The sequence below is a fragment of the Solibacillus sp. FSL K6-1126 genome, assembly GCF_038003445.1.
Taxonomy (GTDB): domain Bacteria; phylum Bacillota; class Bacilli; order Bacillales_A; family Planococcaceae; genus Solibacillus; species Solibacillus silvestris.
Genome location: NZ_JBBOPD010000001.1, coordinates 4,089,262 through 4,110,000 on the forward strand (window position 1 = coordinate 4,089,262; position 20,739 = coordinate 4,110,000).

A 20,739-nucleotide genomic window follows, 5' to 3' on the forward strand; every position below is an offset into this window, starting at 1 on the left:
TTTATTTATTATTTTTTTGTCTTCTTTGATTAAATAATTCTTTTATCGATGGAACTTTTGTTTCAGTAATTTTTTCCTTAACTTCTTTTATTTCAATAACTTCAGCACTTCTATCTTCCGAATTAATTGTTAAGTCAAACGCCTCTTTATCACGTTGTATAGATTTTTCAATATGTCTGTTTACTCTAATACTTTTTGTTTTTTGGGCTTTGCTTAATTTATTTGTTTGAGTTTTATTAGTATCCTTCACTGCCTCTTCAATAATAGCTTCTATACTACTGTAAAAGTTAATTTCTTCTTGCAAGGTAACATGCTCATTATCTTTGAAATCTTTATTCTCTCTTTTTATTAAATCTTCAACTTCTTCAATAGCTCTGTCTATATATCTTTCTTGATGATTTAAAAGTGCACATGATTCAAAAATTCTTTCATCATTTGTATGCATATAAACATTGTTAATATTCCTTGGATCATATGAAATATCTATTTTCCAGGATTTATTAACTCTTGATTTTACAAACCATGATTCTTTTAATGCTGTTTCACAGCTATAAAGCATACCCTTAAATTTTATTCCTTTTGGAGTTACAGTCGCTTTATCTTTTGGCATCAAGTAAAACTTAATAATATTATTGTCGACTACTCTTAATTTTCCTGCTCTATTTTTTATTCCCCACTTCCACAGTTCTAATGGAGTAGGCTTGATATTCTCTTCTATCATTCCAGTATCTCTTATATAGCCTTTAACATAAAAATTCTTGTTATAATATAATACGAAATTAATAATTAACTTAGTATATTGTTCAAGAGTTAGTTTTGCTTCTAATCGATAATCTGTTGCTCCCCTTTCTCCAAAATCTTTTTGAATAAAGCCCGGTAGAAATGGCTTTATTTTAGATTGTGTAGTATCAAATAACTTTTCTACAATTCCTTTCCAATCTGGTCGATATGAGGGCGTATTTTCAATAGAAATATTTAAACCCTCTACTAAATTGTTCACGTTATGACCTTCTAATTCTCCCCTATCCCCTAAAATTATTTCGGGTAAATGTGCAGAGGGCCACCATTCCTCTAAAATATTTATTCCATATTTACTACAAAATTCTTTCTTATCTGAAGCAGCATTGGCAATAGCCATCATCATGCCTGCCCAAGATGGCCCTTCAAAGCCTATATAAACACCTGTAATCATTCTTGAGTAGACATCTACCACATAATAGACAATAGGTCTGCCTACTATCCAATCGGAGTTATAATTCGAAATCAAGTATACATCTGCAATAGTTGCATCAATTTGATATCTTGAACCAGGGCCTAATGTTTCATAGGTTGAAGACCCTAATATGGCTCTATTGTTTCGTTCAAAACTTTTTATACCTTCACGCTCTTTTTTTACATGTTCAATATTAAATTCTTGTTTATACCAATACCTAAACTGATCAAAAGTGGGAATACTATTCTTATCTAAAATAGTAATATATTTAACACCATTCTCATATCTGGTACCTGATGCAAAGAAATCCCTAATCGTCATTTTATATGCAAATACTAATGAATTTTTCTTATCTGATAGATAATATTTCCTTATACCTTTTCGAAAAATCTCCTTAATATCCTCGGTAATGTTAATTCCTATTGTATCTCCTAATCTTGGGCGTCCTCTTTTTTTCTCGCTAGATCCTCTTTGTTTTCCTCTGGCACCCGATTTGTTATACATTGGCAATAAAGTATTTATTGTCTTTCCGCCTTGCCAATATCTTCTTAAATAATTATATAAAGATGTTTTAGAAAATTGTATTTTGCTTTGTAATTTTCTAATTTCTTTGCCTCGTAACTCAGTGATATAAATCGATGGTTCGTTTTGAACCAATTCTTTAATTAAATCCCATGCTTTATTTCTAATTTCTATCTCCTTATTACTTAATTCATTAAAAAGTCTTTTTTGAGAAACATTTGGTTCAAGCTTTATAATTTCCCCATCAATAATTTCTTTAGACAATTCGTCTATCTTCTTTAGTTTAGGTAAAGCTTTAGGTGAATCAATATCGATAATATAAGTAATTAAGTTAGATTCATCAATCCATAAAATTCGATATACTTGCTCGTTTGTTATATTTTTCACCAAGTCGTTAACCGCTAATGGAATCAATATTATCTCCTCCTTTCTCTGTAAATATTAATTCACTCACTTTAAATTTCCTTATATCAAATTTACCACTCATATTTAGGCTTATTTTTTTTCTTGCTGTAAAATATTTAAAATACGAAAGGGCTGTTCCTATTTCTAAGTTATAATCTTCATCAAATTTATTACAAAAATCATTAATCTTATAGTCGGCTTTATATTCAGTTTGTTTTAATTTTTCAAAAAACTCTAACGATAATAATTTATCCTCATCAGACTCATGCTTGAAAAACTTGTGTAACCACTGAATATTGTTTACCATATCAGTTGGCAACTCTTTCTCCGTAATAATTGCCCAACTAACTCCTTTCCTCTCCCAATAATCACGTTCTATTTCAAATTTTTCAATTACCCTTGGATTTTCTAATTCTATACTTGGTTTTATCGTCCGAGCTAAATATATCCTACTTCCATTCTTCATAATAGTAAGGAGAAAATCTGTTGTCATAGGAATTAGCGTTCCTGTAGTTTCATCAATTGAATGAGGAATTCCTTTTTCCTCTGCAATTTTACTAGTAACTTCCCAATCCAAAGGAAATTGCTCTCTAATATCTAAAATTTCATCCGCCCATTCCAACAGAAAAAAATAATTTCTTTCCAAATTTGAAAAAAACTCATGTTTTCTATTTGTTTTCCACCCCTGTAGCCTAGTTACATTCCCTCTAGAAGAAAAATCTTGTACCTTTAACCAGGGGATATACTCCGATAATTCCCCTTGTCCTCTACCTTCATTTAAATAACGTGTAATTTTTTCTTTTGTCCAGCTACTTTTTCTCTTAGCCATTATTCCACACCCCTTTTCTTTGAAAAAATAGAAAAATCGTATATAAAGTTAAATCACTTTAAATACGATTTTACACAAATTTAGTTAATAGTATATAGTGTAAAACAAAAATAAAGTTGTTTAATTTCCGCGTTGAAAATTCTTATTTTATAACACCATACGTCTATACCACTCATCTTAAAAAGCCTAACTCCACTATAAATTTACGGTGAAGTTAGGCTTTTGCTCAATTTCTCGTACATCGCCGTTAACATTAAATAATCTAGATACATCTTCTATACTCAGTGAATTTTTACTTATTATAGACTTTATTACTTCCAACCCCATCTTCTCTGAAAAGTGTTTCTTTTCGCTTGAAAGAAATTGTTCAGCAGCTTCGTTATATAAAGACTTTAAGTTAGGTATTAAATGACTGTATAAATAAATAATAAAGAAAGTGTCCTTCTCCTCGGCCTCAAGGAGTTTCAATTTTTCTGATTGATTTATAAAAATCTGCGTATTAGATTCATAATCTATTGCGAAAACGATATCTATATCTTCATTTCGGAGTCTAGCGGTAATTGTCCTTAATGTTTCGCCGTTACTTATAAAAGCTTTTGTTATAATCAGTTCCGAAGTTTGGTCTGAAGTTCCTTTGAAAACATTATGTTCATCTACCGCGTTACCTATAAATCCGCTAATATTTATCAAATCAAGTTCCTTATTTAGGCAACCATTATTTTCAACATACTGGTAGAAAAGCCAGTTAAATAAATCAGATGGTATCTCATAGTCTTTATCAGAATGAGCTATGAAATTTGTTCCGACTAGTTTTCTCACTCTACCAAGATGTGAGTCATTTGATGAGCAAATAATTAAGTGAACAGTGTTATTAAAAGACATAAAATAAGTTACTATTTGAGTATAGTTTACTCTTTGTACTTTCGGGAGTATATTCCCGTTCGAGTCTCGTTTTCTTCTTTTGGGATATTCAATATTTGCATTAGCTATAAGATAATCTACGCATTCTTCCCTTACTTCTTTTACATCTTTCTTCTGTAATTTAAGTTCATTAGGTTCAGATATATCTCCCCAAGTAAAATAAAAGTTTTTCTCATCATCTGACAAACTATTCATTATATCTCTGTCACTTTTAGTAAATAAAAGTGGGTCAGTAAAACTTCTATTTAATATATTTATTTTTACATCGTCCAAACTATTTATTCCTGTTAGTTTGAACAATTTACAGGTTATTTTTGAGCTTGTCATTTTACATCCCCCTCACAATTTACTTTCAATGGTTCATATTTTACTGATAACAGATATCCAGATAGAAATTCGCCAAATTTTCCGAATTTATTAGATACAATTACATAGTCTAAATAGGTTTCTGCATTCTTAACTCTTATGGGTTTAACTATAAAGCACTCGTTTAATTTATGGGATTTCCCACTAAAAGTCCTCCCTTTAATATCCATTTTACCTAGTAAGTCTATAGAGATCTTTCTCTCATAAATTTTGAAAATCTGATTTTCTTCATAATCCCACCTATCTAAATAGGAGACATCTATTAACTCTGGGTTAAAATAAACATCTAGAGAAACTCCAAAACTTTTTATTAATAGGCTTGATAGCTTCCCTTTAGGTTGAAGAATTATCTCAATTTCAATTTCCTGAGAATCATATTCATAATTAGAAGGTGTAAACTTTATGGCATCTTTTTTCTTTCCATTAATTTTTGTATTGAGGGTAATATCCATCTTTTTTATTATTGAAGTAATTGCTGTCCATAAAAAAGAACCCAAAATTGAAAGTAATCCGATTATTAAAGTTATAACAGCACTAAGAACGGTTTTTTGAAGTACATCGTTTTCATATCCTAAAGTATTTAAAATATTGTAAATTAAATTTTGATTGTTAGTTGATACGAAGGCAGCAATAAATGTAATTACAAATGTTGTTATTAATTGGTTGAGTTTATTTTTCACACAAGCACCACCGGACCAAAACCAAGAAAGTCTATTAATTTCTTAATATCACTTATCTCTTCTTCAGATAATCCATTATCAATACCTAGTACTCCATTAGATTTCAGTGTAATCATGTGCCTATCTCTTGATCTGAAGTATACCTGTAGGATTCGATAATCTGTATCTTCCAGTATAAAATTTAACGTCTCAGGATTTATTTTTTCCCCTTGTAAAAAGTAGTCAATATCAGTATTTTCTAATTTACAATCAACTACTTTTAAATTAAACTCATCTTGCCTATTTATAAGGTTTAAGAACTTATAATTAGTCATTAAAAGTTGCTTTATGGAATTTTGTACAAAAACGCCAAAAATTTTTTCATCCATTAACCAACTATTATAGGATTCTGGCGAGTACTGTATCCCAAATGAATATTCATTTTTTCCAATTAAAACAGTACTATCTAAAGATAATTGCTTATGCAAAGGGATTGTTTTCTTACTTGGTTGAAATAAGATTTTATAGAAATTCACGGTATTCCCAACCCCCAATCAAATAAATTAGAAAACATACAATATACATAATTTACATACCATTATTATATACAAATTACCTAAGTCATTACATTAAAATTTGTTAATATGTAAAATTTTAGTTTAATGTTTATAACATCATCAATTAAAATACCTAGGGTTTTTTAAAAGCACTTATGTTCCATAAGCTTAAGTAGTTAACCATGGCTTATACTTACTTAGTTCACCTTAACCTTTACCTTCTTTCTGGTACTTAGCAATTGTTGCTTCTGGCCATCCTGTATTTCTTTTACTCATAACCCCCTAATTTATAAAGTTGGGGGAAGAGAAGTTATGTTTATGATGTATTTGTAAAAAAAAAATCTGTCCGCTTGTACGAACAGATTTAAATCGACTTTATTATTTTTTAAATGACCTAATTTTGAATTAAACAATTGTATTAGTCCACTACTTTATTTTCTAGTCTATAACTTTGTTTCATAGTCCACTACTTTGTTTCATAGTCCAATTCTTTATTTACTTTTAACAAAAGCGAACGGTTTTTAAAATCTTTATTATTCAACTGTAACTGATTTTGCCAGGTTACGAGGTTTATCAACGTCACAACGACGGTGAAGTGCAGCATAATAGCTGATTAATTGTAATGGTACAACAGATACTAGTGGTGTTAATAGTTCATGTACTGAAGGGATGACTAAACGGTCGCCTTCTTCTTCCATGCCTTCCATTGCAATAATACATGCGTTGGCACCGCGAGCCACTACTTCTTTCACGTTACCGCGAATGTTAAGCGCCACACCTTTTTGTGTTGCTAAAGCAAAGACTGGTGTACCTTCTTCGATTAATGCAATCGTACCGTGTTTTAACTCACCACCGGCAAAACCTTCTGCCTGAATGTATGAGATTTCTTTAAGTTTTAACGCACCTTCCAATGATACACAGAAGTCCATATTACGACCGATGAAGAACGCATTGCGTGCGATTTTTAAATAGTCTTCGGCAATCTGCTCCATTTCATCCTTAGAGTCGATAATTGTCTGGATGCCGTTTGCAACGATCGCCAGCTCCTGTTTTAAATCAAAGTCAAGCTCCATTCCTAATTGCTTAGCAACGGCATAGGCAGCTACTGCTAAAACAGCTACTTGAGCGACATATGCTTTTGTAGAAGCTACAGCAATTTCAGGTCCGGCATGTAATAGTAATGTATAATCCGCTTCACGTGAAAGTGTTGACCCTTGTACGTTCGTTACAGTTAACGCTTTGTAGCCAAGCTCTTTAATTTTTACTAATACTTGACGGCTATCCGCTGTTTCCCCTGATTGTGAAATGAAGATAAATAAAGGTTTCTTCGATAGTAACGGCATATTATAGCCAAACTCACTTGAAATGTGTACTTCTACTGGAATGCCTGCGATTTTTTCGAAGTACTGTTTCCCGATTAAGCCGGCATGGTAACTTGTACCTGCCGCAATAATATATAGACGGTCTGCTTCCGCTAATGCTTTTAGAATATCTGCATCAACCGTAACATCTTCACCTTGTTCATATGCTTGAATAATTTTACGGATCACAGTTGGCTGCTCATCCATTTCTTTTAACATGTAGTGAGGGTATGTTCCCTTTTCGATATCAGAAGCATCCAATTGTGCTGTATATGGTGCACGCTCAACAACGCGGCCATTTAATGTTGTAATTTCAACTTTATCTTTACGGACGATTACCACTTCTTTATCGTGCAATTCGATAAACTGGTCTGTTACTTGCAGCATCGCCATTGCATCTGAAGCGATTACGTTGAAGTCTTCACCTACACCTACTAATAACGGTGACTTGTTTTTCGCTACGTAAATCGTTTCCACATCTTCATTATCCAAAAGCGCTAATGCATAAGATCCGTGCACTAATGATAATGTCTTACGGAATGCTTCTAACGTAGATAAGCCTTCTTTAGCAAATAAATCGATTAACTGTACGATTACTTCTGTATCTGTATCAGAGTTCATCTGAGTTCCTTTAAGATAAGCTTTTTGTAATAAATGATAGTTTTCGATAACGCCATTGTGTACAAGCGTATAGCGGCCAGAAGCACTTGTATGAGGGTGTGCATTTAAGCGGTTCGGTACACCGTGAGTTGCCCAACGTGTATGACCAATCCCTACAGCTGCTTCAACATCGCCATCAACTGCTTTTCGTAAATCCGCAATACGTCCCTTTTCTTTGAAAACTGTTACGCCTTCTTCATTGTGTACAGCAATCCCTGCAGAATCATAGCCTCGGTACTCTAGTTTCTCTAAACCTTTTAATAAAATCTCTTTAGCGTCCAATACGCCGTTATATCCTACAATTCCACACATAATCCGTTTCCTCCAATGTTATTGCTACATCGAAGCACATTTTGACAACACAAAAGCAGACTACGAAATCTACCATTTTTTGCCTAGTGCCTTTAGGGAAGTTAATTTGAAGGTGATGTTTGCTCTCGTTTAGCAAAGCCTGCACGCATCATTAACAATCCTGCTCTATTTAAAAAGGTGATGTAGCTAAATATTATTTTTAATTGTATGCCGTTTCGTTTTTCTGTCCAGAAAATCGCTTCTCTGTTTTAAAACGAAAGTTACAACCGGGCATGTGCGATCGGGAGGCATCCGCCGAAATTTCGATAAACCTCCACCTCGTCAACTAAGGATTATGTCCGCTCGATTTCCTTAGTTCTGGCGCTATAATTGTTTTCCGATTTTGTATGCGCGATTTCCTCTCCTTTTGCGCAACTCAGCCATATCCTTTTGCTGAGCATTTACATCATACACATAAACAATTTCACCGTCAATCCTACGCTTTCATTGTAAGCGCTTCATAGAAAAATTTTCTTTCCAAAGCTAGTGCGGCTGTTGCCTTACGTATGTGAATTCTTTCCCATAAGAAAATATCCCGTTTTGATTTAGGAGGTGAATCTTGTAACAGCAGAATCATTGTCATCCCACTTATTACAAGACTCACTCCTTACATGACATCAAAACGGGATATGCACTATTTTCTATCGTATGCAAAGAGCTCGATTAAAGCTCCTTCTCTTTTAATAAATTAACAATTTCTCGGTTAAAGGCAGGTAAATCATCCGGTGTACGGCTTGTAACAAGCTGTTTTTGACAAACAAATACTTCTTCATCATGGAAATTTACCCCTGCATATTCCATATCGACTTTAATCGATTTATAACCTGTCGCATCTCGTCCCTCTAATGACTTCGCCGTAATTAACAGTTGTGGTCCATGGCAAATTGCAAAGACAGGTTTCTTTTCATCCATAAAATGCTTTGCAAATGCTACAACGCGATCATCATCACGCAGTAAATCCGGTGAAAAACCACCCGGGATAAATAACGCATCAAAGTCCTGCGGGTTTGCCTCTGCTACCCCTTTATCAATCTGAACTGTTGCTTCACCATTTTTCCCTGTAATCGATTTATTGCCTTCTTTATCGATCGTTACAATTGTATGACCTGCAGCCTCAAGTGCTTCTTTCGGACTTGTGAACTCCACATCTTCAAACTTATCTGTAATTAATGTTGCAATTTTAGCCAATGTAAAACACTCCTTCGTCTTATTAGGTTACTTTATTTTGTTTCCCCGAATTCTTGAAAATGAAACATGTTATAGTGCATTTATTAGAACAAGTGTAGGCATTTTTAGAACGTTTTAGCCGGATGCTTGAACAGTTTAAGTATTCATTTGAATAGTTAAACTTATAACTGGGTTTAAGAGGTAAAAACCGTTTTTGTATTGTTTAGATTTGATCTTGAGTCGTTATATTAGAACAATTGGATGAGATTTTAGAAGAGTGGCAGTCGATAAGAGAACATTCGACATGGGTATTTGAAAACTTAAACTACATATTAGAACATCGGGCACTTTATTAGAAGAACAGCATTTTATTAGAACTCTTTCAGTTATATTAGATCTTCTAAGCAGGATATTAGAAAATCCGCATGCTGCCATTAAAAACGTGCCCACAAAAAAACACCGGAAGCAATGTTTCCATTACTCCCGGTGCCGTTTTAAAATTTATTCAGCTAAACCCATTTCTGTACGTACTACATCTGCAATGCGTGCAACATAATTTTCACACGCCTCTTCAGAAGCTGCTTCTACCATAACACGCACTAAAGGCTCTGTACCTGAAGGGCGTACTAATACACGACCATTGCCGGCCATTTCCGCTTCTACTTCAGCGATGACAGCTGCCACCTTTTCATTTTGAGTTACTGCATGTTTATCTGTTACACGTACGTTTACTAATTTTTGCGGGTAAATTGTCATTTCCCCTGCAAGTTCAGAAAGCTTTTTGCCTGTTGCTTTCATAATATTCACTAACTGAATACCTGTAAGCAGACCGTCGCCTGTTGTATTGTAATCTAAAAACACGATGTGACCTGATTGCTCGCCACCTAAGTTATAATCATTTGCACGCATTTCTTCCACAACATAGCGGTCACCAACCGCTGTCTTTACACTTGTCATTTCGTTTTCTTCAAGCGCTTTGTAGAAGCCCATATTACTCATAACCGTCGAAACTATCGTGCCTTTGTTTAAACGACCTTTCGCTTGTAAATATTTCCCGATGATGAACATAATTTGGTCCCCGTCAACAATCGTACCGTTTTCATCTACAGCGATTAAACGGTCTCCATCTCCATCAAATGCTAAACCAACATCGGCCCCGCGCTCCGTGACAAATGCCGCTAACTTTTCAGGATGTGTTGAACCGACACCTTCATTAATGTTCAGTCCATCCGGTGAAGCACCCATCGTTGAAATGTCTGCCTCTAAATCTGCGAATAAATGTGTTGCTAGAGAAGAAGTCGCACCATGCGCACAGTCTAACGCCACATGTAACCCCTCAAAATCTTCTTCTACTGTTTGTTTTAAGTATGAAATATATTTTTGTCCACCTTCAAAGTAGTCTGTTACTGCACCAATAGCAGCACCTACTGGACGTGGTAATGTATCTTCTTCTGCATCAAGAATACGTTCAATCTCTTCTTCTTGTGCATCTGTTAATTTAAAGCCGTCTGGACCGAAAAATTTAATGCCGTTATCTGCAACAGGATTGTGAGATGCCGAGATCATAACACCCGCTTCAGCATTCATGACACGTGTAAGATACGCAACACCCGGTGTACTAATTACACCTAAACGCATAACTTCTGCTCCAATAGAAAGAAGACCTGCAACAAGTGCACCTTCCAACATTTCCCCAGATATACGTGTATCGCGTCCAATTAACACTTTCGGGCGATCTTTAGCATCCTTCGTCAGCACATAGCCGCCAATACGGCCTAGTTTAAATGCCAACTCTGGTGTTAGTTCACTATTAGCGACACCTCGAACGCCATCTGTTCCGAAATATTTACCCATTTACTTTTTCTCTCCTTCAACGCTTGAAATACCATACGTTTTTAAATTTACCACATAAAGTGGGTTGCTTGTTTTATTGATAGCTAGTTTCCATCTGTATCTTCAACATTTGTATCAGCATCTTTATCTGTTTCACTTTTATTATCCTGTTCACGAACCGGCTCTCCACTCACACTAGCACGTACCGTTAGTTTATCTTGAGATAACTTGGTAGCACCTGTTGGAAGCTCAATCTTTAAATCGTACGGACCGGATTTTTTTATTTTTGAAAGATCGACATTAACAACCACTTCTTTTAATGTATCCACTACAGATTTAGAACCATATACCGTTATGTTAGATTTTTCTGGGGATAAACTGTCAATTTTAAGCCCCTCTACTGGTTCCCCAATTTCGTTGATCTTAATCGGGACTTCTCTACTATATTCATTAATTTCTACTTTTACATTGACCTTATCCGGATTAATGCTGACATCGAGCTTATTCAGATCACGGTCGAGTACCTTTACAGCCGCTTCCTGCTCAAATGACTTATTTACATCTTTCTCTCCTGAAACCGTCGCCTTTACATAACTTATGTTATCAATGACACTCTTCGCTCCTGTTACCGCTACTTTTGACGGTTCTGCTGTCATCTCGTTCAGTACAAAGTTTTCCGCTAAAAGGCGGCTATTCATTTCCGGCTCTACACGAAACTGTTCAGTAACCTTTTCCTCTATTGTTACATTAATTATTCTTGGCTCAATTGATACATCCAGTTTTTCGGAAAAGTTTTCTTGATGTATTGTAACGCTATGTTCACCAATTAACAATGAGTTTAAATCGACAAAGAGTTTGAAATCCTTTTCCAGCTTTGTTTTCATTACAATTTGTTTCGGTCCTGAAATTTTCACATCGACCGTTTCAGGGAGCCCTGTCACAAATAAATTATCAGAATCATAGTAAACTTCCAATGGCACATTTGTGATGACATCTGTTTCATTGGATGAGCTCGATTCAGTTTCACGTTTTTCTTCTGTTTGAATATACAGGAAAAGTGCAACCGCTAAAAACAAAGCGGTTAAACGGAGCATCCATGAGCTATCAAATACCTTATCCATTCTTTTTCCCTCCCCAAGTCCACTTAGATGCTAAGTTAGAATCTTGCTCAGGACCAAACCACAGTTTACGCAGTAATTCTTCAAATTCTTTAATAGTGAGATTACGGTGTAAATTACCGTTAGCTGTTATACTAATCGCACCTGTTTCTTCGGATACAACAATTGTAATTGCATCTGTTACTTCACTTAACCCAAGTGCAGCTCGGTGACGTGTACCAAGTTCTTTGGAAATAAATGCACTTTCCGACAATGGTAAATAACACGCCGAAGCGGCAATTTGGTTTTTCTGTATAATTACGGCCCCGTCATGAAGCGGTGTATTTGGGATGAAAATATTAATCATTAATTCTGAAGAAATTGCAGCATCCATCTTAATGCCTGTTTCTACATATTCATTTAAGCCTGTATCTTTTTCGATTGATATAAGTGCTCCAATTCGGCGCTTTGCCATATAACTTACGGATTTTTTCATCGCTTCGACTAAGCGTGTCTGTTCATCTTCCTGCTGGTTATTAGTGCGTTGGAAAATCTTCCCTCGTCCGATCTGCTCAAGGGCCCGGCGAATTTCCGGCTGGAATATTATAATAATGGCTAAGAAACCCCAATCAATTACTTCTTGCAGTAACCAATCAAGGGTGTCTAAACCGAAAACGTAGGTAGCGAATTTCGCTAACACAACGATTAACAACCCTTTTAATAATTGAACGGCTTTCGTTCCTTTAATGAGGGTCAATGCTTTATAAACTACGTACCATACGAGCAGTACGTCCAGTACTTTAAAAATCATATCTACAGCAGCAATGTCTGTAAATTGTTCAATTATTTGCATGTGGCATCCCCCACCCTTACTTGCTAATCCATATTGTTTTTAGTATAGCACAATTCTGTCAGGGATTAACTTTCCTAACAGAAAAAAGTCTACCCGAACGAGTAGACTTTTCTTTCTATACTAGAACGGCTTTTTTTTGAGAAAAGTTCCGATTTATTAAGAAAATATTATTTCTTATTATAATTGTCTTAGTGACAATTGTCCGATGTTACTCATTAAAGACAGCGATTGCTTTATTGAAGCCGTCTTTAATTTTGTACCAAAGCCATTCGAACATTTCATCGATTTCCTCTACTTGCCCTGTAACGACTGCCGTAGATGCCATGTAGTTGCCATTAATAACTGTAATATTGCCGTCCACTTCCCCTTCGACAATAATATCGCCATTTTTCACAACGATGTCACCTTTTACAACTTGACCGACAGGCACTGTTACCGTTTGCCCCTCAACAACTAAATTAGGCTGTTTTGTTACAGAGAATTGATCATCATTAGGGAAGCTGCCTAACAATGTGGCACTCATACATAAAAAGAATACTGCTGCAGCTACAAGTACAGGATGCTGACGGAACCAACGTTTGATGCCGGCAGAACTTTTGCGTTTCGGTAAACGACTTATCACTTGATCCTCAAAGCGCGGAGGGGCAGTAATATGTGCTGCACTCTTGATAAACGCAACCGTGTCACTTAATTCATGCATATGTTGTTGGCAATCAGGGCATGTTTGTAAATGCTGCTTCAATAATTGTTCATGCTCACGACTAATATCACCATCTAAATATTCGTGCATATAATCCACGAATTCTGATGCACACGTTTTCATGCGTATCTTCCTCCTACAAATTGTTTAACTGCTTTCTTAATGCTTCACGGCCACGGTGAATCCGCGTTTTAACTGTTCCTAAAGGCATATCCAAAATTTCGCTAATTTCCTGAAGGGACAGTTCTTCTATATATTTTAAAACAATGACCGATCGATACTTGTCTGGGAGGCGGCTAATTTCATATTGTATGCGGTCCTGAAGCTCCATCTGCTCAACGGCCTCTTCCGGCAACTGCTCATCTGCAGCAATTTGGGAATACATATCCAGCCCTTCTGTCCCGGCTACCTCCGCATCTAAATAATAATCGGGCTTCTTTTTACGAATTCGGTCAATGCAAAGATTTGTTCCGATTCGGTAAAGCCATGTTGAAAATTTTCGATTTTGATCATACGAATGTAAATTAATATAGGCCCGTATGAATGCCTCCTGCGCGATATCTTCTGCTTCCTGTTTATTGCCAAGCATTCGATAGCACACTTGATACAGCTTGTGCTGGTAGAGGTTAACGATGTCGGCATATGCGTTTTGGTCACCTTTAAGCACTTGCTTTATTCTTTTATTAACTAACGCATCCATTTGTCTTTCCTCTCCACCTTTTCAGCTGTTCTATATATACGGATTGCTTATTAAAAGGTTTCACTTTCTATAAAAATATTTTCCCACCCATAAATATGTGCCCTTATTATAACAAACTTCATAACGACCAATCGAATTTTTTCGTAAATTATCATACTAAAGTTTCGCCAAATAAAGAGCCAATTAATGCAACCGCTACATCTGCTGTTTTATTTCTCTCATCTAATATAGGGTTCACTTCTACAAACTCTGCTGATGTCATTAATCCGGATTCCTGTATCATTTCCATCGCTAAATGACTTTCTCTGTAAGTGATCCCACCTGCTACCGGTGTCCCCACTCCAGGAGTATATAAAGGATCTAATGCATCTAAATCAAGTGATAAATGAAGGCCGTCTATTTGCAATTGCTTAAAGTATTTTAGTGTTTCTTCCATTACATACGTCATTCCAAGCCGATCAATTTCGTGCATTGTGTATATTTTAATGCCTCGTGTCTTAATAAGTTCCCGTTCACCCTCATCGATAGAACGCCCCCCAATTATAACAATGTTTTCGGCTTTAATTTTTGGTTCTGCATGTAAAATTGACGTTAGCCTTTGATGTCCTAGCCCAATACTTGTTGCTAGCGGCATTCCATGAATATTTCCCGATGGTGTCGTTTCCGGTGTATTTAAATCTGCATGAGCATCAAACCAGATCACGCCCTGATTCTTATATTTCATCGATAGGCCAGCCAATGTACCAATTGCAATACTATGGTCGCCTCCTAAAACAAGCGGTATGTAATCCTTTTTTACGACGTTAAATACTTTTTCGGCAAGCGCTGTATTGACCTTAATTACTTCTTCCAGATTAAGCAGCTTTTCATCTTTCTGTGCAGCTGCATCCCCTTCAATTACTTGAATATTCCCTTCATCCTCAACTTCATATCCAAGATTAGTCAAACGTTGCTGCAACCCCGCATACCTAATTGCACTCGGTCCCATATCCACCCCACGGCGCTGTTGCCCATAATCACATGGTACCCCTACGATTGAAATTTTCTTATTCATCATTTCTGCATCCCCTAACATGTCATGTAGTTTTTCTATTCTATTCTATTCTCCGCTCATCCTCCTATAGAAGTTTCGAGCAACTAAACGATTTTCCCTTTTTATACGCAAAAAATCCTTTACTTATAAATAAGTAAAGGATTGTTATTTGATATTTAAGTACACTTCTAAGTTTATAAAATAAAAGTGAGCCATGAAGGACTCGAACCTTCGACCCTCTGATTAAAAGTCAGATGCTCTACCAACTGAGCTAATGGCTCATAAAAAATAAAAAAAATGGCTGGGGTACCTGGATTCGAACCAGGGCATGACGGAATCAAAATCCGTTGCCTTACCGCTTGGCTATACCCCAAACATTTTATAGATGGTGGAGGGGGACGGATTCGAACCGCCGAACCCTAAGGAGCGGATTTACAGTCCGCCGCGTTTAGCCACTTCGCTACCCCTCCGACAAATGATGCAACACTGTTAAAATTGAATGGTGGAGGATGACGGGCTCGAACCGCCGACCCCCTGCTTGTAAGGCAGGTGCTCTCCCAGCTGAGCTAATCCTCCATACATAACAAGTGTTACTGCTTTATTTTTTTATGAAGCCTTAAATGGTGACCCGTACGGGATTCGAACCCGTGTTACCGCCGTGAAAGGGCGGTGTCTTAACCACTTGACCAACGGGCCGTTATAAGTTGTTCTCTTGAAGACAAGATTTATAATATCATCATTTTTTATATAGTGCAAGCCTTTTTTAAAAACTTTTTCGAAAAAGTTTTATTGCTTATTTTATAATAGTAAAAAGGCAAAAAAAATGGCTCCGAAGGCAGGACTCGAACCTGCGACCTGCCGGTTAACAGCCGGATGCTCTACCAACTGAGCTACTTCGGAACGCTACTATTATACAATGATGTACAAGCCATCTTTCGTACATTTATTATTATAGCAACGTTTAAAATTTATACAAGTAGTTTTTTGAAATAATTTGAACATTTTATTTTTTAGGCTTTTCTTCTATTATAAATACCTCATTATAATGAATTATTGTTTTCTAATACCGCTTTATAAACTCGACAATTTCATTGATTAAGCCATTTGCGAGTGGTAAATCGGGATTGGAATAGCTCGCAATATTTTGTTCTCGATCTCCTTCTATTTCTTTTAACACATGATTCATCTTACTGAAATAATGTATTATCGCTTGATCATTTGCTGCATATAAGTTTTCTGCATCTGTTTCGGTTACTTGAATATCTTTTCTTCCTTGAAGAATGATAACCGGAACATTAACATTGCTTATTTCTTGTTGTGGATCGTATTTAAGCCATGAAATCATATATGGTTGAACAGATGGCCTAAATAGTGATTGGAGCTGTTCAGATACTGTCTCTACCTTTTTACCAGCTTTTAATTGCTGCAATGCTTTTTCGGATTCCATTAATAAATTCGGAGGTAAGCTTCCTGACAATTGTTCCATTAAAACTTCATCAGCCGGTCTGCCAATCCCTGCAATCGAAATAAGTGATGCTATATCATTTTGTTGAGCGGCAACCGTCATTATTAAAGCACCTTCGCTATGACCTAGTAAATGAATTTCATTAAAGCGGTCATCGTTTTTAGCATAGTCTACAATTGCCAGAACATCTTCAACATACAGATCAAATGTTAAATCATCTTCCTTTTTAATAAGTGCCGTATTATCACCAATTCCACGTTTATCGAAACGAATAGAAGCAATCCCTTTCTCCGCTAAGCTCTCTGCAATCATTTTTAAACTATTATTCGCACCAGCCCCTATTGTGTTACCGTCTTTATTTGTAGGACCTGACCCTGCATGGATTATGACTAGCTCTCCCGTAGGTTTATCAGGCATCTGTAACGCTGCTTTAAGCTCTCCGCCGGCAACAGGAATCAGTAGCTCTTTATACGTAACAGGCCTTTCTGTATATGGCTTTAACGTAATAGGATAGGACTGTCCGTTTTGCGTAAACGTTCCTTCTATAGTTTCGTTTTTCAGAGTTCCTGCAATCTTTATTAAAGATCCAGCTATGTTAATAGTGATAACCGCATCCGAGCCATTATATTCAATTGATTCAAATGCGAATTCAGTGATTCCTTGAACTGGTACAGAAATATTTCCACTTGCCTCCTCCAAATTTAAAATTATTTCAAGAGGTGACTGAGGAATTTCAATCATCCCCTGCCAATTTCCTATTAATGCTTCATCCACCTGCACAACCTCCTGCTTCGTCTGTTCTTCCACTGTTGAGTTATCACCCGTACTTTCACTATTACAAGCTGACAACAGTAATACAATAGCTAAACTATAAGCAATGTTTCGCATGTCTTTCTCCTCCCCATTCTATCTTAATTTCCTTTACGGTTAGAATAGGAAAAAGTTTCAAAATAAAAAAGCCATCAATGAAGATGACTTTTATTTTTATATTAAATTACGGGCAACAAATTCCTGAAGTTTATCATAATCACTTACCCTTTGATTACATAGTTGTGAGTCGTTGCAAATGTAATTACTATAAGATGTATAATTGTCACCGTTCCCCTTTACCGTAGCTGTAAACAGATGAACTACACTATGCTGGTTACAAATCGAACAGACACCTTTAATTGGGTTATGAGCATCTACAACTCCACGCAATGCCGTATATTCGCCTTCCTTTTCCAGTACAATGTATTGGCGGTTTGTTCCTTTATCCAACCATGATAGATAGCTGATTGCTTGCCAATCAATTGTCTCAAGTTTAGGTAGCTTCAGCTTTTTATCTTTTTTAAACAATTTTTGTAGACCTTGCTCTGAAATTGACTTAAATGGAATGGTATATGATTTTAAGCTTTGAAAAAATAGCTCTGCACCTATAGTATCTTCAATCGTTTCCACTTCTTTAATAATGTCTTCATCTACATGTGTCAATCTTTCTCTTAGCTCTGTAATTGCCAGTTCACGTACAGCCGCAACTATTTTCTGATCATTCGACGTTAGCTTTGCCTTCAATATTTTATTTAATTGTTGCTCGATTAAACGTAAGTCTACCACTGTTAAAAATGGTGCAGTCATGTTATTTCCTCCAATATTTTGCCTTGTAAGAACCTTTACATTTATTAATCGTATTTCTTTCTGCTTTATTGGTCAACTACTTCACCAATTCTCGTATTAGACAAGCGAAACTTAAATAAAAGAAAAACCAAAGAAGGGGGTCTGTTTTTAGGACGCCTACTTTGGTTTAACTTATTATAAACTTCTATTGTATTTTATAGTAGCCATACACTTAATTTTCAACATAAAAAAGCCACTACTGACTAAATCAGCAGCGACTTTTTGAGCGAAGCGACGTCCTACTCTCACAGGGGGAAGCCCCCAACTACCATCGGCGCTAAAGAGCTTAACTTCCGTGTTCGGTATGGGAACGGGTGTGACCTCTTTGCCATCATCACTTCACTATAATGGCTTTTAATAAGCCTATGTAAAAGAATTTTCATTCTTTCAAAACTGGATAAACGTTTCATTGAATTGAGCAATAAAATGTGGTTAAGTCCTCGACCGATTAGTATTCGTCAGCTGCATGCGTCACCGCACTTCCACCTCGAACCTATCTACCTGATCGTCTTTCAGGGGTCTTACTTACTTGCGTAATGGGAAATCTCATCTTGAGGGGGGCTTCATGCTTAGATGCTTTCAGCACTTATCCCGTCCATACATAGCTACCCAGCGATGCCTTTGGCAAGACAACTGGTACACCAGCGGTATGTCCATCCCGGTCCTCTCGTACTAAGGACAGCTCCTCTCAAATTTCCTACGCCCACGACGGATAGGGACCGAACTGTCTCACGACGTTCTGAACCCAGCTCGCGTACCGCTTTAATGGGCGAACAGCCCAACCCTTGGGACCGACTACAGCCCCAGGATGCGATGAGCCGACATCGAGGTGCCAAACCTCCCCGTCGATGTGGACTCTTGGGGGAGATAAGCCTGTTATCCCCGGGGTAGCTTTTATCCGTTGAGCGATGGCCCTTCCATGCGGAACCACCGGATCACTAAGCCCGTCTTTCGACCCTGCTCGACTTGTAGGTCTCGCAGTCAAGCTCCCTTATGCCTTTACACTCTACGAATGATTTCCAACCATTCTGAGGGAACCTTTGGGCGCCTCCGTTACTCTTTAGGAGGCGACCGCCCCAGTCAAACTGTCCGCCTGACACTGTCTCCTACCCCGCTAAGGGGCATGGGTTAGAAGTTCAATACAACCAGGGTAGTATCCCACCGACGCCTCCTTCGAAGCTGGCGCTCCGAGATCTCTGGCTCCTACCTATCCTGTACAAGTTGTACCAAAATTCAATATCAGGCTACAGTAAAGCTCCACGGGGTCTTTCCGTCCTGTCGCGGGTAACCTGCATCTTCACAGGTACTATAATTTCACCGAGTCTCTCGTTGAGACAGTGCCCAGATCGTTACGCCTTTCGTGCGGGTCGGAACTTACCCGACAAGGAATTTCGCTACCTTAGGACCGTTATAGTTACGGCCGCCGTTTACTGGGGCTTCAATTCACAGCTTCGCTTGCGCTAACCGCTCCTCTTAACCTTCCAGCACCGGGCAGGCGTCAGCCCCTATACGTCACCTTACGGTTTTGCAGAGACCTGTGTTTTTGCTAAACAGTCGCCTGGGCCTATTCACTGCGGCTTCTCTAGGCTATGCACCCAAAGAAGCACCCCTTCTCCCGAAGTTACGGGGTCATTTTGCCGAGTTCCTTAACGAGAGTTCTCTCGCACACCTTAGGATTCTCTCCTCGACTACCTGTGTCGGTTTGCGGTACGGGCACCTCTCACCTCGATAGAGGCTTTTCTTGGCAGTGTGAAATCAGGAACTTCGCTCATACGAGCTCGTCATCACAGCTCAACGTTATAGTATGCGGATTTGCCTACATACACGCCTTACTGCTTGAACACGCGCAACCAACGGCGTGCTTACCCTATCCTACTGCGTCCCCCCATTTCTCAAACGGTGAGGAGGTGGTACAGGAATATCAACCTGTTGTCCATCGCCTACGCCTATCGGCCTCGGCTTAGGTCCCGACTAACCCTGAGCGGACGAGCCTTCCTCAGGAAACCTTAGTCATACGGTGCATGGGATTCTCACCCATGTTTCGCTACTCATACCGGCATTCTCACTTCTAACCGCTCCACCAGTCCTTCCGGTCTGACTTCAACGCTGTTAGAACGCTCTCCTACCACGCATACTCAAAGTATGCATCCACAGCTTCGGTGAATCGTTTAGCCCCGATACATTTTCGGCGCAGCGTCACTCGACCAGTGAGCTATTACGCACTCTTTAAATGATGGCTGCTTCTAAGCCAACATCCTGGTTGTCTAAGCAACGCCACATCCTTTTCCACTTAACGATTACTTGGGGACCTTAGCTGGTGGTCTGGGCTGTTTCCCTCTTGACTACGGATCTTATCACTCGCAGTCTGACTCCCGTGTATAAATATCCGGC

15 protein-coding genes, 6 tRNA genes and 2 rRNA genes (1 of these 23 only partly in view) are annotated in these 20,739 nt (G+C 37.6%); all 23 read right to left on the minus strand.

Annotation, left to right across the window (positions count from 1 at the left end; translation table 11 throughout):
• Window position 1 precedes the first annotated feature (1 nt).
• Window positions 2-2,149, minus strand: a complete 2,148-nt coding sequence (locus MHH44_RS20385) for a Mu transposase C-terminal domain-containing protein (RefSeq protein ID WP_340799458.1) — start codon at window positions 2,147-2,149, stop codon at window positions 2-4.
• Window positions 2,130-2,969, minus strand: a complete 840-nt coding sequence (locus MHH44_RS20390; protein WP_340799459.1) for a TnsA endonuclease N-terminal domain-containing protein — start codon at window positions 2,967-2,969, stop codon at window positions 2,130-2,132. Before MHH44_RS20390 ends, MHH44_RS20385 begins: the two co-directional genes overlap by 20 nt.
• A 195-nt stretch (window positions 2,970-3,164) precedes the next feature.
• Window positions 3,165-4,217 (minus strand): hypothetical protein, encoded by a 1,053-nt coding sequence (locus MHH44_RS20395; protein ID WP_340799460.1) that lies wholly within the window; start codon window positions 4,215-4,217, stop codon window positions 3,165-3,167.
• Window positions 4,214-4,936, minus strand: coding sequence for a hypothetical protein (locus MHH44_RS20400; protein WP_340799461.1), 723 nt, complete (start codon window positions 4,934-4,936; stop codon window positions 4,214-4,216). The genes MHH44_RS20395 and MHH44_RS20400 overlap by 4 nt, the downstream gene beginning before the upstream one ends.
• Window positions 4,933-5,451 (minus strand): TetR family transcriptional regulator, encoded by a 519-nt coding sequence (locus MHH44_RS20405; protein WP_340799462.1) that lies wholly within the window; start codon window positions 5,449-5,451, stop codon window positions 4,933-4,935. The genes MHH44_RS20400 and MHH44_RS20405 overlap by 4 nt, the downstream gene beginning before the upstream one ends.
• Before the next feature lie 554 nt (window positions 5,452-6,005).
• Complete coding sequence (gene glmS / locus MHH44_RS20410) at window positions 6,006-7,805, minus strand: glutamine--fructose-6-phosphate transaminase (isomerizing) (RefSeq protein WP_340799463.1); 1,800 nt, start codon at window positions 7,803-7,805, stop codon at window positions 6,006-6,008.
• Window positions 7,806-8,507: 702 nt separating this feature from the next.
• Window positions 8,508-9,032 carry a type 1 glutamine amidotransferase domain-containing protein gene (locus MHH44_RS20415; RefSeq protein ID WP_008405967.1) on the minus strand — a complete coding sequence of 175 codons (525 nt, stop codon included), beginning with the start codon at window positions 9,030-9,032 and terminating at the stop codon, window positions 8,508-8,510.
• Window positions 9,033-9,512: 480 nt separating this feature from the next.
• On the minus strand, window positions 9,513-10,865 hold the full coding sequence (gene glmM / locus MHH44_RS20420; RefSeq protein ID WP_008405968.1) for a phosphoglucosamine mutase: 1,353 nt from the start codon (window positions 10,863-10,865) through the stop codon (window positions 9,513-9,515).
• Between the two features lie 83 nt (window positions 10,866-10,948).
• The gene (locus tag MHH44_RS20425) at window positions 10,949-11,965 is read right to left on the minus strand and encodes a CdaR family protein (protein ID WP_008405969.1); all 1,017 of its coding nucleotides are present in this window, start codon (window positions 11,963-11,965) and stop codon (window positions 10,949-10,951) included.
• Window positions 11,958-12,794, minus strand: coding sequence for a diadenylate cyclase CdaA (gene cdaA / locus MHH44_RS20430; protein WP_008405970.1), 837 nt, complete (start codon window positions 12,792-12,794; stop codon window positions 11,958-11,960). Before cdaA ends, MHH44_RS20425 begins: the two co-directional genes overlap by 8 nt.
• Window positions 12,795-13,002: 208 nt before the next feature.
• Window positions 13,003-13,617 (minus strand): anti-sigma factor family protein, encoded by a 615-nt coding sequence (locus MHH44_RS20435; RefSeq protein WP_008405971.1) that lies wholly within the window; start codon window positions 13,615-13,617, stop codon window positions 13,003-13,005.
• Window positions 13,618-13,630: 13 nt separating this feature from the next.
• Window positions 13,631-14,194 carry an RNA polymerase sigma factor SigW gene (gene sigW / locus MHH44_RS20440; RefSeq protein ID WP_008405972.1) on the minus strand — a complete coding sequence of 188 codons (564 nt, stop codon included), beginning with the start codon at window positions 14,192-14,194 and terminating at the stop codon, window positions 13,631-13,633.
• A gap of 151 nt (window positions 14,195-14,345) precedes the next feature.
• A complete protein-coding gene (gene rocF / locus MHH44_RS20445; RefSeq protein WP_173364523.1) occupies window positions 14,346-15,248 on the minus strand; it encodes an arginase in 903 nt (300 codons plus the stop codon).
• 187 nt (window positions 15,249-15,435) lie between these two features.
• A tRNA-Lys gene (locus tag MHH44_RS20450) sits at window positions 15,436-15,508 on the minus strand.
• A 17-nt stretch (window positions 15,509-15,525) separates the two neighbouring features.
• Window positions 15,526-15,600, minus strand: a tRNA-Gln gene (locus MHH44_RS20455).
• A gap of 13 nt (window positions 15,601-15,613) precedes the next feature.
• Window positions 15,614-15,697, minus strand: a tRNA-Tyr gene (locus tag MHH44_RS20460).
• Window positions 15,698-15,727: 30 nt separating this feature from the next.
• Window positions 15,728-15,803: transfer RNA gene (locus MHH44_RS20465), tRNA-Val, on the minus strand.
• 45 nt (window positions 15,804-15,848) lie between these two features.
• Window positions 15,849-15,923, minus strand: a tRNA-Glu gene (locus MHH44_RS20470).
• Window positions 15,924-16,051: 128 nt separating this feature from the next.
• Window positions 16,052-16,127 (minus strand) — tRNA-Asn (locus MHH44_RS20475).
• 160 nt (window positions 16,128-16,287) lie between these two features.
• Window positions 16,288-17,580 (minus strand): alpha/beta hydrolase, encoded by a 1,293-nt coding sequence (locus tag MHH44_RS20480; protein ID WP_339263355.1) that lies wholly within the window; start codon window positions 17,578-17,580, stop codon window positions 16,288-16,290.
• Window positions 17,581-17,676: 96 nt separating this feature from the next.
• The gene (locus MHH44_RS20485) at window positions 17,677-18,309 is read right to left on the minus strand and encodes a FusB/FusC family EF-G-binding protein (RefSeq protein ID WP_014822429.1); all 633 of its coding nucleotides are present in this window, start codon (window positions 18,307-18,309) and stop codon (window positions 17,677-17,679) included.
• Between the two features lie 265 nt (window positions 18,310-18,574).
• A 5S ribosomal RNA gene (rrf, locus tag MHH44_RS20490) occupies window positions 18,575-18,690 on the minus strand.
• 86 nt (window positions 18,691-18,776) lie between these two features.
• Window positions 18,777-20,739, minus strand: a 23S ribosomal RNA gene (locus MHH44_RS20495); it runs 966 nt beyond the window's last position.

Coding starts and splice junctions, on each gene's coding strand:
- MHH44_RS20485 (WP_014822429.1), bottom strand. CDS start 18,309: ATGACTGCACCATTTTTAACAGTGGTAGACTTACGTTTAATCGAGCAA.
- glmM (WP_008405968.1), bottom strand. CDS start 10,865: ATGGGTAAATATTTCGGAACAGATGGCGTTCGAGGTGTCGCTAATAGT.
- MHH44_RS20390 (WP_340799459.1), bottom strand. CDS start 2,969: ATGGCTAAGAGAAAAAGTAGCTGGACAAAAGAAAAAATTACACGTTAT.
- MHH44_RS20395 (WP_340799460.1), bottom strand. CDS start 4,217: ATGACAAGCTCAAAAATAACCTGTAAATTGTTCAAACTAACAGGAATA.
- rocF (WP_173364523.1), bottom strand. CDS start 15,248: ATGAATAAGAAAATTTCAATCGTAGGGGTACCATGTGATTATGGGCAA.
- MHH44_RS20480 (WP_339263355.1), bottom strand. CDS start 17,580: ATGCGAAACATTGCTTATAGTTTAGCTATTGTATTACTGTTGTCAGCT.
- glmS (WP_340799463.1), bottom strand. CDS start 7,805: ATGTGTGGAATTGTAGGATATAACGGCGTATTGGACGCTAAAGAGATT.
- sigW (WP_008405972.1), bottom strand. CDS start 14,194: ATGGATGCGTTAGTTAATAAAAGAATAAAGCAAGTGCTTAAAGGTGAC.
- cdaA (WP_008405970.1), bottom strand. CDS start 12,794: ATGCAAATAATTGAACAATTTACAGACATTGCTGCTGTAGATATGATT.
- MHH44_RS20435 (WP_008405971.1), bottom strand. CDS start 13,617: ATGAAAACGTGTGCATCAGAATTCGTGGATTATATGCACGAATATTTA.
- MHH44_RS20425 (WP_008405969.1), bottom strand. CDS start 11,965: ATGGATAAGGTATTTGATAGCTCATGGATGCTCCGTTTAACCGCTTTG.